This window comes from Nocardiopsis sp. NPDC006832 (assembly GCF_040635885.1).
GTDB lineage: Bacteria > Actinomycetota > Actinomycetes > Streptosporangiales > Streptosporangiaceae > Nocardiopsis.
This window is the reverse complement of sequence record NZ_JBEYLC010000102.1, coordinates 1-12847: the sequence shown is the minus strand read 5'-3', so window position 1 is coordinate 12847 and position 12847 is coordinate 1. Positions and strand designations below refer to the sequence as shown.

10 protein-coding genes are annotated in these 12847 nt (G+C 68.5%); 6 read left to right on the top strand and 4 right to left on the bottom strand.

Annotated elements, in window-relative coordinates:
* On the bottom strand, positions 1-1067 hold a 1067-nt coding region (locus ABZ717_RS27495; protein ID WP_358515813.1), incomplete at its 3' end, for a cbb3-type cytochrome c oxidase subunit I.
* A 484-nt stretch (positions 1068-1551) separates the two neighbouring features.
* On the opposite strand from ABZ717_RS27495, the gene ABZ717_RS27490 reads away from it, so the two are divergent.
* From ABZ717_RS27490 to nrfD, 4 genes are all read left to right on the top strand, one after another.
* On the top strand, positions 1552-1941 hold the full coding sequence (locus ABZ717_RS27490) for a DUF2267 domain-containing protein (RefSeq protein ID WP_358515810.1): 390 nt from the start codon (positions 1552-1554) through the stop codon (positions 1939-1941).
* A gap of 189 nt (positions 1942-2130) precedes the next feature.
* The gene (fdh, locus tag ABZ717_RS27485) at positions 2131-5385 is read left to right on the top strand and encodes a formate dehydrogenase (RefSeq protein WP_358515808.1); all 3255 of its coding nucleotides are present in this window, start codon (positions 2131-2133) and stop codon (positions 5383-5385) included.
* The gene (locus ABZ717_RS27480; RefSeq protein WP_358515805.1) at positions 5385-6284 is read left to right on the top strand and encodes a 4Fe-4S dicluster domain-containing protein; all 900 of its coding nucleotides are present in this window, start codon (positions 5385-5387) and stop codon (positions 6282-6284) included. Before fdh ends, ABZ717_RS27480 begins: the two co-directional genes overlap by 1 nt.
* Positions 6281-7342, top strand: a complete 1062-nt coding sequence (gene nrfD / locus ABZ717_RS27475) for an NrfD/PsrC family molybdoenzyme membrane anchor subunit (RefSeq protein WP_358515802.1) — start codon at positions 6281-6283, stop codon at positions 7340-7342. The genes ABZ717_RS27480 and nrfD overlap by 4 nt, the downstream gene beginning before the upstream one ends.
* Positions 7343-7397: 55 nt before the next feature.
* On the opposite strand, the gene ABZ717_RS27470 is transcribed toward nrfD, so the two are convergent.
* From ABZ717_RS27470 to ABZ717_RS27460, 3 genes are all read right to left on the bottom strand, one after another.
* Positions 7398-9206, bottom strand: a complete 1809-nt coding sequence (locus ABZ717_RS27470) for a thiamine pyrophosphate-requiring protein (RefSeq protein WP_358515799.1) — start codon at positions 9204-9206, stop codon at positions 7398-7400.
* Positions 9207-9253: 47 nt separating this feature from the next.
* Positions 9254-10438: an alcohol dehydrogenase catalytic domain-containing protein gene (locus ABZ717_RS27465; RefSeq protein WP_358515796.1), complete on the bottom strand. Its 1185-nt coding sequence runs from the start codon at positions 10436-10438 to the stop codon at positions 9254-9256.
* 95 nt (positions 10439-10533) lie between these two features.
* Positions 10534-10953: a CBS domain-containing protein gene (locus ABZ717_RS27460; protein ID WP_358515793.1), complete on the bottom strand. Its 420-nt coding sequence runs from the start codon at positions 10951-10953 to the stop codon at positions 10534-10536.
* A gap of 177 nt (positions 10954-11130) precedes the next feature.
* Here ABZ717_RS27460 and ABZ717_RS27455 point away from each other — a divergent pair, with 177 nt between their 5' ends.
* Together ABZ717_RS27455 and ABZ717_RS27450 are read left to right on the top strand one after the other, a co-directional pair.
* Positions 11131-11475 (top strand): DUF3140 domain-containing protein, encoded by a 345-nt coding sequence (locus ABZ717_RS27455; protein WP_358515790.1) that lies wholly within the window; start codon positions 11131-11133, stop codon positions 11473-11475.
* 417 nt (positions 11476-11892) lie between these two features.
* Complete coding sequence (locus ABZ717_RS27450) at positions 11893-12723, top strand: SigB/SigF/SigG family RNA polymerase sigma factor (RefSeq protein WP_358515787.1); 831 nt, start codon at positions 11893-11895, stop codon at positions 12721-12723.
* The last annotated feature ends 124 nt before the right edge of the window (positions 12724-12847 follow it).

The following is a 12847-nucleotide window of genomic DNA, read 5'->3' as shown; positions in this document are numbered from 1 at the left end:
GTGAACAGCATCGGCGTCTCGAAGGAGAGCTGCCCCCGCCACATCGTGCCGATCCAGTTGAAGAACTTCACACCGGTCGGTACCGCGATGAGGAAGGACATGAAGGAGAAGAACGGCAACAACACCGCGCCGGTCGCGAACATGTGGTGCGCCCACACCGTGACCGAAAGCCCGGTGATGGCGATGGTGGCCGCCACCAGGCTCTTGTAACCGAAGATCGGCTTGCGGCTGAACACCGGCAGGATCTCGGTCACGATGCCGAAGAACGGCAACGCGATGATGTACACCTCGGGGTGACCGAAGAACCAGAACAGGTGCTGCCACAGGATGGCGCCGCCGTGCGCCGGGTCGAACACGTGGGTGCCGACCATGCGGTCGGCGCCCAGCGCGATCAGGGCTCCGGTCAGGACCGGGAAGGCGATGAGCACCAGGACACCGGTGAGCATGGTGTTCCAGGTGAAGATCGGCATGCGGAACATCGTCATACCGGGTGCGCGCATGCACACGCCGGTGGTGATGAAGTTGACCGAGCCGAGGATGGTGCCCAGACCGGAGACGAGCAGACCCATGACCCACAGGTCGCCGCCCAGACCCGGTGAGCGCACCGCGTCCGAGAGCGGCGCGTAGGCGAACCAACCGAAGCTGGCCGCGCCACCCGGGGTCAGGAACCCGGCGATGGTGGTGAGGCCGCCGAACAGGAACAGGTAGTAACTGAACAGGTTCATCCGGGGGAAGGCCACGTCGGGGGCGCCGATCTGCAGCGGCATGATCACGTTCGAGAACCCGATGAACAACGGGGTCGCGAACAACAACAGCATGACCGTGCCGTGCATGGTGAACATCTGGTTGAACTGTTCGTTCGTCAGGACCTGCAGGCCCGGAGAGAACAGCTCCAGACGCATCAGGACCGCCAGCACCCCGCCGAAGAGGAAGAAGGCGAAGGAGGTGATCAGGTACATGTACCCGATCACCTTGTGGTCGGTCGAGGTCAACCATCCCACCACGAGCGAGCCCTTGTTCCTCACCCCTTCGGGTTCGGAGGTCCGGGTTTTCGTCTCCACCGTCATGAGGTTCCTTCTGGGGTTGCGTGTGAGCGAAGCCCGCTCCGCGGCGTCTGGAAAGGCGGGGAAAGGGATCTGCGAAGATTCAAAACCCTTCGGCCCGCACCCGGACCACCATGGGCGGAACGGCCGAGAAGTCGATTCGACCTCGAATACCGGATCGATGGAAGGCACGCTCTCGGCGGGGAGTCAACGAGTGGTTCCGCACTCGATCCGCCAACCTAACAGGCATGACACCACTTTCCCAGGGGGACACGAGGAACTCACAGAAGAATTCATGGCCGGCAATGAGGAGAATTAACATCCGAAGGGACATTAACCCCGAATTTCTTTGAGCACATCACCACTCGAATGGTCACGTCATATCGCGACATCGACCGCCTCCCGCCACATCGGACCCGTGTCCCGCGATTGACGGACGCGGCGACCGGGCAGGGCGGCCGATACGACGGAAGGAACGTTCGAGGTTCGACCCGAAGCGAGGTGTGCCATGCGAGACGACGAGTTCCTGGCCCGGGTGCGTGAACTCGGGGAGTACGAGAATCAGCGGGAGGCCGGGGAGGTGACGACGGCGGTCCTGTCCGTCCTGGCCACCCGTCTTCCCGGCGACACCGCGGAGAAGTTGGCCGCACAACTGCCCGAACCGCTGCGCGAGGGTTTCCGGGAGGCCGCACAACCCGAGGCCGAGGCCTTCGGTGTCGAGGAGTTCCACCGGCGGGTGGCCGAGCTGGTCGGTGGGCGCGCCCTGACCGCGGAGCAGGACTCGGGGGCCGTCCTGACGACCGTGGCCGAGGCGGTCTCCGGCGGCGAGCTGAACCGGCTCCTGAGTCACCTGCCTTCCGGTTACGCCACGATGTTCGGCAAGCCCGAACTCGCCTGACGCGAGCGGACGCACACGGGCGCCCACGACGGACGTGCCCGGGTGCCGACATGGTCGTGGTTCGGTCAAGTCTCGGCGTTGTCCCGTGCACGTCCCCTTGTTCGTGTCCCACGGTGGAGGACCGTGCTCCGGTGTCGAGCCAGGGGCACGGCAAGCGCGTCGAGGGCCCGTGGGTCCGGGAGGTTTTCCATGAGCGTGTGGACATGGCTCGGTTCGTGGCCGGTGTTGCGGCAGGTCACCGGTGAGGACCGAATGGGACTGGGATCGGCCGCCAGGTCCGAGCGCAGCGAACGGCTGCGTCCGCGTACCGCGCAGGCCGATCGGGTGGTCAAGTCGGTCTGCCCCTACTGCGCGGTGGGCTGTGGACAGAACGTCTACGTCCGCGACGAGAGGGTCGTCCAGATCGAGGGGGACCCCGACTCCCCCATCAGCCGGGGCCGGCTGTGCCCCAAGGGGTCGGCGAGTCTGCAATTGACGACCGGTCCCTCCCGGCGGGACAAGGTCCTGTACCGCCCTCCGCACGGCGCCGACTGGGAGGAACTGGACCTGGACACCGCCATGCGGATGGTGGCGGACCGGGTGGTGCGCACCCGTGAGGAGACCTGGGAGGAGGAATACCAGGGGCGGCGCGTGGCCCGCACCCTGGGCATCGCCAGCCTGGGCGGGGCGACGCTGGACAACGAGGAGAACTACCTCATCAAGAAACTCCTCACCGCCCTGGGCGTGATCCAGGTGGAGAACCAGGCCCGCGTGTGCCACAGTTCCACGGTCGCGGGCCTGGGGACCTCCTTCGGCCGGGGCGGGGCCACCATGTTCCTCCAGGACCTGCAGAACTCCGACTGCATCGTGATCGAGGGCTCCAACTTCGCCGAGGCCCACCCGGTGGGTTTCCAGTGGGTGATGGAGGCCAAGGCGCGCGGAGCGGTCGTCATCCACGTCGACCCCCGGTTCAGCCGCACCAGTGCGCTGGCCGACCTGCACGTGCCCATCCGCGCCGGCACCGACATCGCGTTCTTGGGCGCGATCATCAACCACGTGCTCACCGAGGAGAAGTACTTCCACGACTACGTGCTGGAGTACACCAACGCGGCGACCATCGTCGGCGAGGACTTCCGGGACACCGAGGACCTGGACGGGCTGTTCTCCGGTTTCTCGGGGCAGGACCGAACCTATGACGTCACCTCCTGGAGCTACGAAGGCACGGAGGTGGCCGCGGCCTCGGGCGACCGTGGCCAGCTGTACCGAAGCCAAGGGGACCCACATCCGAGCACCCGGCACTCGGCACGTCCGGAGCAGCACGGTTCGGGTGGGGCCGTGATCCGGAATCCGCCCAAGGTGGACCGCACGCTCACGGACCCGCGCACCGTGTTCCAGATCCTCAAACGCCACTACTCGCGGTACACACCCCAGATGGTCGAGGATGTGTGCGGTATTCCGCGAGACGTGTTCGAGCGGGTGTGCGACCACCTCACGAGCAACTCCGGCCCCGACCGCACCAGCGCGTTCTGCTACGCCGTGGGCTGGACCCAGCACACGGTGGGATCCCAGTACATCCGTACCGCGTCCATCCTCCAACTGCTGCTCGGCAACATCGGTCGACCCGGCGGCGGGATCCAGGCGTTGCGCGGTCACGCCAGCATCCAGGGGTCCAGCGACGTGCCGACCCTGTTCGACCTGTTGCCCGGTTACCTGCCCATGCCGCACGTGCACGAGGAGCAGGACCTGGAGGGGTACGTCAAGGCCGCCGGAGAGCCGCTCAAGGGCTTCTGGTCGAACATGGACGCCTACACGGTCAGCCTGCTCAAGGCCTGGTGGGGTGATCACGCCACCGTCGAGAACGACTTCCTCTTCGGCCACCTGCCCCGCCTCAGCGGGTCGCACAGTACCTACGACACGGTCATGGCCCAGATCGAGGGCGTCTGCAAGGGCTACTTCCTCATGGGTGAGAACCCGACCGTGGGTTCGGCCAACAGCCGGGCCCAACGGTTCGGGATGGCCGAACTGGACTGGCTGGTGGTGCGTGACTTCTCCCTGATCGAGAGCGCCACCTGGTGGAAGGACGGCCCCGAGATCGAGTCCGGGGAGATGCGCACCGAGGACATCGGAACGGAGGTGTTCTTCTTCCCTGCGGCCGCGCACACGGAGAAGTCCGGCACCTTCACCAACACCAACCGGACCCTGCAGTGGCACGATCGTGCGGTGCTCCCCGACGGTGATCGGCGCAGCGACCTGTGGTTCATGTACCACCTGGGCCGGCTCATCCGGGAACGACTCCAAGGGTCGGGGGACCCCAAGGACCGACCGATCCTCGATCTCACCTGGGACTACCCGCTGGAGGAGGGGGACGAGCCCAGCGCCGAGGCGGTGCTGGGCGAGATCAACGGCCACGACGCCCAGGGCCGGCCCCTGAGCAGGTACACGCAATTGCGCTCGGACGGTTCGACCAGCTGTGGTTGCTGGATCTACTGCGGGGTCTTCAAGGACGGGGTCAACCAGGCCGCCCGCAAGAGGCCGGGCCGGGAACAGGATTGGATCGCCGCCGAGTGGGCGTGGTCCTGGCCGGACAACCGGCGCGTGCTGTACAACCGTGCCTCCGCCGACCCCGAGGGGCGCCCGTGGAGCGAACGCAAGGCCCTGGTGTGGTGGGACGAGGAGTCCGAACGCTGGAGCGGCTACGACGTCGCCGACTTCGAACCCGACAAGGCACCCGGATACCGGCCGTCCGACGACGCCCGAGGCGTGGCTGCGCTCAGCGGCGTCGACCCGTTCATCATGCAGGCCGACGGCAAGGGATGGCTGTACGCCCCGGCCGGGCTCAACGACGGCCCGATGCCCACGCACTACGAACCCCAGGACACCCCGTTCACCAACCCGCTGTACGGGCACCAGCGCAACCCCACCCGCATCCTCTACCCGCATGAGTACAACCGCTACCACCCGGCGCCCGGCACTCCGGAGGCGTCGGTGTTCCCGTACGTGGTGACGACCTACCGGCTCACCGAGCACTTCACCGCCGGCGGGATGAGCCGGTGGACGCCCTACCTGTCGGAGCTGCAACCGGAGTTCTTCTGCGAGGTCGGCCCGGAACTGGCGGCCGAGGAGGGGCTGGAACACGGTGGGTGGGCCACGATCGTCACCGCCCGCAACGCCATCGAGGCCAGGGTGCTGGTCACCGACCGCATGAAGCCGTTGCGGGTGCAGGGCCGGACCGTGCACCAGATCGGTCTGCCCTACCACTGGGGCCCCAACGGGTACTCGACCGGCGACGCCGCCAACGAACTGATGTCCATCTCGTTGGACCCCAACGTGCACATCCAGGAGGTCAAGGCGCTGACCGCCGACATCCGACCCGGTCGGCGTCCCCGAGGCCCGGACCGGGTGGCCCTGGTCGAGGAGTATCGAAGCAGGGCCCGCATCACCGAACGGACCGGAACGGAGGACTGATGGCGCAGGACGAAAGCCCGTCGCGCAAGGGCTTCTTCACCGACACCAGCGTGTGCATCGGCTGCAAGGCGTGCGAGGTGGCGTGCAAGGAATGGAACATGGTGCCCGAGGACGGGCTGAACTTCCTGGCCTCGTCCTTCGACAACACCGGGCGGCTGAGCGCCGACACCTGGCGGCACGTGGCCTTCATCGAACAGCGCGAGCCCCTCGGGCACCAGGACTCGGGGGTGGGCCGCCCCTCGGACGAGGGCCCCGGTCCGGTGAACCTGGGCATGCCCTCCTTCGACCTGCCCGGTCAGCGCACCGGGGAGCACGACGAGGCGAACGAGGGCGACTTCCGCTGGCTGATGTCCTCGGACGTGTGCAAGCACTGCACGAGCGCCGCCTGCCTGGACGTATGCCCCACCGGTGCGCTCTTTCGGACCGAGTTCGACACCGTGGTCGTGCAGGAGGACATCTGCAACGGATGCGGCTATTGCGTGCCCGCCTGTCCCTACGGGGTGATCGACCGTCGCGAGGTCGACGGTCGGGCCTGGAAGTGCACCCTGTGCTACGACCGGCTCGGTGAGGGGATGGAGCCGGCCTGCGCCAAGGCCTGCCCTACCGACTCCATCCAGTTCGGCGACGTGGACGAGTTGCGCGAGCGCGCACGCAATCGGGTCGAGGACCTGCACGAGGCGGGGGTGTCCTCGGCCCGGTTGTACGGGGAGGACCCCGACAACGGGGTCGACGGCACCGGGGCGTTCTTCCTGCTGTTGGACGAACCCGAGGTGTACGGCCTGCCACCGGACCCGGTGGTGACCACCCGGGACCTGCCCTCGATGTGGCGTCACGCCGGCGCGGCGGCGCTGGTGCTGCTGGCGGGGGCGACCGCCGCGTTCGCGGGGAGGCGATCATGACCACCCCCGACAAGACCGGAGAGGGCGCGAGCACGGCGGGCCGTGAGGCGATCACCGGCGCGACCGACGTGGTATCGGCCGAGCAACGTGAACGGCACGGGGATCACCGTCGGCGTGGCGGGCGCGGCCGGGGCGAGGCCACCCGGGTCCCCGACGCCGACTTCCGCTCCTACCACGGCAGGCCGGTGCTCAACCAGATCGTGTGGGAGGCCCGCGACATCGGCGGCTACCTCTTCTTGGGCGGGCTGGCCGGGGCCTCGTCCGTGCTCGCGGCGGGCGCCGAGTACACCGGGCGCCCCGACCTGGCCCGGCCGTTGAAGTACACCGCCCTGGCCGCCATCTCCGGTTCGACGGCGGCGCTCATCCACGACCTGGGGCGGCCCGAACGCTTCCTCAACATGCTGCGGGTGTTCAAGCCGACCTCGCCGATGAGCATGGGTTCGTGGATCCTCATGGGGTACGGGCCGTTGGCCGGGGTGGCCGCGGTGACGGCCGCCACCGGATGGTTTCCCCGGATCGGCCGCGCCGCCACGACCGGCGCCGCTCTGACGGGTCCGCTCGTGGCCACCTACACGGCACCGCTGATCTGCGACACGGCCGTACCCGCCTGGCACGACGGGTACCGGGAGATGCCCTTCGTGTTCGCCTCCTCGGCCGCCTCCGCGGCCGGGGGCATGGGGTTGATCGTCGCGCCCACGGCGCAGAGCGGTCCGGCCCGTCGGGTCGCGGTGGGCGGCGCCCTGGTCGAGGTCGCGACGTCCACGTACATGGAACGCCGCATGGGGCTGGTGGGCGAACCCTACGGGCAGGGGCGGTCCGGGAGGCTCACCCGAGCCGCCAAGGCCCTCACCCTGGCCGGGGCGGTCGGTGCCGTGCTGGGGCGCCGCAGCCGTGCGGTGTCGGCGGTCAGCGGAGCCGCGCTGCTCGCGGGTTCGGCGCTGACCCGGTTGGGGGTCTTCGAGGCCGGAGTGCAGTCCGCCGCCGACCCCAAGTACACGGTCGTCCCACAGCGACGCCGTCTGGAGGAACGCGAGAGGGAAGCGGCGAGGACCGCTTAGACCACCGCGCCCCGCACCCTTCCGGGAAGGGTGCGGGGCGCGGTCCGGTCGACGGTCAACGGCGGTGCGGCAGGAACTCCTGGATCTTGGTGGCCAGACCGCGGGCGGCGACACCGGCCCGGTCGGGGTCCCCGTTCAGCAGGGCCTTGACGGTGTCGGTGACCTGTTCGGGCTCGGCCTGGGGCGGGATGGGCGGGACGTCCCCGTCACAGTGCACGTCGAGCACCACGGGCCCCTCGGCCTCCAGGGCCCGGTCCCAGGCGGGTCCCATCTCCTCGGGCCGCTCCACGGTGATGCCCACCAACCCGACCGACTCGGCGAAGACCGCGTACGACATGTCCGGCAGGTCCTGCGAGTAAGGGGTCTTGGGCGACCCGCTCATCGCGCGCAGCTCCCAGGTGACCTGGTTGAGGTCGTTGTTGTGCAGGACGCACACCACCAGGCGCGGGTCGTCCCACAGGTGCTGGTAGCGGCGCGCGGTCAGCAGTTCCATGAGCCCGTTCATCTGCATGGCCCCGTCGCCCACCAGCGCGATCGCCGGACGTGTGGGGTGCGCGAACTTGGCGCCGATCGCGTACGGGACCGCGCATCCCATGGTGGCGAGGGTGCCCGAGAGCGAACCACGGTTCTCCTCGCCCATGCGCAGGAACCGCGCGTACCAGTTGGTGGCCGACCCCGAATCGGCGGTGACCACTGCGTCCTCGGGCAGTCGGGAGGACAGTTCACGGACGATGAGCATCGGATTGACGGGGTCGGCGCGGACCCCGGCCTGAGCGTCCAGAACCGACCACCAACGGCGGACGTTGTCCTCCACGGTGGTGCGCCACCGTCGACGCCCCTCACCACGTTCCTCGGGCGGGTCCAGGCGTTCATTGAGCGCGCGCAGCGTGTTCGCGGCGTCGCCCACGAGGTTGACCTCGGTGGGATAGCGCATTCCAATGAACCGGGGATCGATGTCGATCTCCACCGCCCTTCGACCGAAGGGCGGTAGGAACTGGGAGTAGGGCAGGTTGGAGCCCACGATGAGCAGGGTGTCGCAGTCGCGCATCAGCTCCCAGGACGGGCGGGTCCCCAACAGCCCGATGGACCCGGTGACCTGCGGCAGATCGTCTGGAAGCACGTCCTTGCCCAGCAGCGCCTTGGCGATGCCGGCTCCGGTCGCCTCGGCCAGGGCCAGCACCTCGTCGGCCGCTCCCCTGGCGCCCTGCCCGACCAGGATCGCCACGCGTTCACCGGCGTCGACCACCTCGGCGGCACGATCCAGCTCGCTCTCGGGCGGCAGCACGGTACCCCCGCCCACCACACGGTCGGGCGCGCTGGAGGGCACGTGCTTGAACGCGTGCTCGGGCGGCGAGTAGTCGAGTTCCTGCACGTCGGCGGGGATGATCACCGTGGTCGGTGCCCGCTCGGACAGGGCAGTGCGCACGGCCCTGTCCAAGACGTTGGGAAGCTGCTGGGGGACGTTGACCGTCTCCAGGAAGGCCGAGGAGACATCCTTGAACAGGCTGTGCAGGTCGATCTCCTGCTGGTAGGCACCGCCCATGGCGCTACGGCTGGCCTGCCCGATGATGGACACCACCGGCACATGGTCGAGTTTGGCGTCGTAGAGACCGTTGAGCAGGTGGATGGCCCCCGGTCCCCCGGTGGCCATGCACACGCCCAGGCGGCCGCAGAACTTGGCGTAGCCGACCGCTTCGAAGGCCGACATCTCCTCGTGGCGACTCTGCACGAACCGGGGCCCGTCCTCGATCTCGGCCATTTGGGCGACCAGTCCGTTGACGCTGTCCCCGGGGTAGCCGAAGATCTCGGTGACGCCCCACTGTGACAGCCGACGCAACAGATGGTCGGCGACGCTCTGCACCATGTTCGCTCCTCCTCTGGTCGTGCGCCGTGCCTCGCGCATCGGCCGGTTCAGGGTCGAAAGACCACCTTGAAGATCCCGTCCTCCTTGACCTGGAACCGCCGGTAGGCCTCCGAGGCCCCCTCCAAGGACACGTGATGGGTGGCGAAGTCCTCGACCCCCAGGACGTCGTCCTCGTCCAGCAACGGGAGGATCTCGGGCACCCAGTGACGGACGTTGGCCTGCCCCATCCGCAACCGGATCTGCTTGTCGAACAGCGTGAGCATGGGCAGCGGGTCGGCCATGCCGCCGTACACACCGCTCAGGGAGATGGTGCCGCCCCGACTCACGAGGTCGATCGCGGTCAGGAAGGCGCCGAGTCGGTCCACCCCGGCGTTCTTCATGAGCTTGGCCGCGGCCCCCTTGGGCATGAAGGAGGTCGCCCGCTGGGCGAGCCAGGCCGAACCGTGGCCCTCGGCCTCCATGCCCACGGCGTCGATCACCGCGTCCGGTCCCCGCCCGTCGGTGCGCCCCCGGATCTCCTGGACGAGGTCGTCGGTGCCTTGGGAGGAGTCGAACGCCTCCACGCCCCGAGCGGCGGCACGCGCGCGCCGTTCGGGTACCGGATCCACACCGAACACGTGCTCGGCCCCCAGGTGCCGGGCCACACGGCAGGCCATCTCACCGATGGGTCCCAGCCCCAGGACGGCCACGGAACCCCCTTGGGGCACGTCCGCGTACCGGACGGCCTGCCAGGCCGTGGGCAGCACGTCCGACAGGTACAGGTAGCGGTCGTCGGGCCCCTCGTCGGGCACCGGTACGGCGTTGTCCTGCGCCCGCCGAACCCGCAGGTACTCGGCCTGCGCCCCGGGGACCGAGCCGTAGAGCGAGCTGTAACCGTAAAGGCTCGCGCCCATCCCCTGATCCTGGACGCGGGTGTTGTCGCACTGGGTCTGCAATCCGCTTCCGCACATCGGGCAGTGACCACAGGAGATCTGGAAAGGGACCACCACGCGCCGGCCGGGGACCAGGGAGGTGACGTCCGCACCGACCTCCTCGACCACGCCCATGGGTTCATGTCCGAGGATGTCTCCGGCCGTCATGAACGGGCCGAGAACCTCGTAAAGATGCAGGTCGGATCCGCACAAGCCGGAACTGGTCACCCGGATGACGGCATCGTCGGGTCTTTCGATCGCCGGGTCGGGGACGGTCTCGGTCCTGACGTCGCGGGTTCCGTTCCACAACACTGCTCGCATGTTCTCCCCCTGGTCGCGTGGCCGTTCGTGGGGAGCGCCCCGTCCGGGCCCCCGGACCGGGCGGGGCGCTCCTGCCCTCTTTCGGACGACGTCCGTCAGCGGTTGGGCGGAGCTTGGCTCACGTCGGCCAGCGCGGACCGCTCGTCCACCGCCTGGGCGAGGTCGCCCATCGTGACGACCCCTACCACCTCGTCGTCATCGACGACGGGCAGACGGCGCACGGTCGCCGTGCGCATCGTGTGGACGGCGTCCTTGACGCTGCTCTGGCGGGGCACGGTCACGATCTCGGTGCTGCACACGTCCCCGACTCGGACCGTCGCGGGATCGCCCCCTTCGGCCACGCACCGCACCACGACGTCGCGGTCGGTGAGCATGCCGTGCAGTCGTCCCGAGGAGGTCACCACGACGTCGCCCACGTCCTCGTCACGCATGATCTCCGCGGCCTCGCGCAAAGTGGTGTCAGGCGTGACGGTGCGCACGCTCGGGTTCATGATCTCGGTGATGCTGTCCACCATGGTCCTCTCCCTTCACGATCGTCGTCCTCGTCATCGGCCCTAACCGGCCCTCTGCCGGGCGAAACGTCATATGCCCGCCGGCCCTCCCCGAGCCCATCGATGTCCGATCGCCCGAATGAGTCGGCCGCGCTCCGGGTAGCCACGTCCACGACTCGGGAGAGGAAGGGGGTCGTCACGATGGCGACGAGTGATCCGGAGGTCGACCGGCTCTGGGAGGAATTCCACGCCTCGGTGAACATGACCGGCGAGGAACTGCGACGGTGGCTGCTCACGGACGCCTCGGGGGAGGAGGCGCTTCCCGCCGACGGTGATGTCTCCGTCGAGGGTGAACGCGTCGTCCAACTCCTCGACAAGCGCAGGAGGGACGTGACCTCCGACGACATCGACCTGATGGAGCGGGTCTCACGGTTCGTACAGGAGGAGCTGTCCGATCCACGGCCCCAGGACGACGCCTGGCGCAGGAGGATGATGCGCGTGGGCCACGATCCGCTCAGTCCCGATTCGGGGCCGTCGGACACCTGAACGAACACACGTGGCGGTCGTGGGTGGAGGATCTCCTCCGCCCACGGCTGCGCACGGCCTCGTCCAACACCGACGAGCGTTTCCGCCGCGGCGTCCTAGTCCACAAGGGCGCCGCGGCGTCCTTCGTGTCCGCGCCCTTGACGGAAGGGCTCACCAACGCCCGGCTCACACGCGGAAATTAACAGAACAGCGCTCAAAAAGGCCCTTCCGTTATATGTGGAGCATCTCACCTCAACATAGGACAGTTTTCGCTCAAGAGCCCACAGGCTCGCTTTTCAACACTCACTTCTCGGGCAGCACCATGGAGATGCGCTTTTCACGACGTTCGGGGAAACCATCGATCCCCCGCCCCGTCCGGGTCGTACGAACCACTCGAAAACGAGCACACCGGACACGTGAAGGGTCAGGAGACGCACCATGCCCGCTCCCGTAGCGAACACCACCGCGGCCAGAAGCAGCATCGCGGTCACCACCCGTCGTGAGCCCTCCCAGGACGCTTCCGCGGAGGATCTGTTGGCCTTGTTGAAGAGCCTGGACCAAGACGACCCGCTGAGCAGGCGGCTACGCGAACGCATCACGCAGCACTACCTTCCGGTCCTGCACCGCATCGCCAACCGGTACCGGGGACGCGGGGAGAGGGTGGAGGACCTACGACAGACCGCCCACCTCGGGTTGGCCAAGGCGATCCGCGGCTACTCCCCCGAGCGTGGCAAGGAGTTCATCCGCTACCTCACACCCACCGTGGCCGGGGAGATCAAACGGCACTTCCGGGACCACACCTGGGCGGTGCACACCCCCCGCGACCCCCAGACACGCCGCTCGGAGATGATCAAGGTCCGCGCCGAGCTGGAGCAACGCCTCAACCGCGCGCCCAACGTCGCCGAGCTCGCTCAAGAGATGGGCATCACCGAAAAGCAGGTGGAGGAGGCCCGCCTGGTGTCGGAGGCCTACAACACCGTCTCGCTCAACGCACCCGAGCCCCGTGAGGAAGGCGCTCCCACCACTCTCGAACATTACCTCGGGACGGAGGACGCCGCCCTGGACCTGGTCGTGGACCGTGCGACCGTCCGCCCGGCGCTGCGCGCGCTCCCCTGGCGAGAGCGGCTCATCATTCGTCGTCGGTTCTTCGACGAGTGGACCCAGTCGCAGATCGCCGAGGAGGTGGGATGTTCCCAGATGCACGTGTCGCGCCTGTTGGCCGCCTCCCTGCGCGGACTCCGCGAGACCATCGGTGAGGACGGGCGCTGAGAGAGCCGGCCGCGGGGGGGGGGGGGGGGCCCCCCCCCCCCCCCGGCCCCCCCCCCCCCCGCGGCCCCCCCCCCCCCCGGCGGGCGGGGGGCGAGGCCCGGCCAACCCCCCCCCCGGGGGCGGG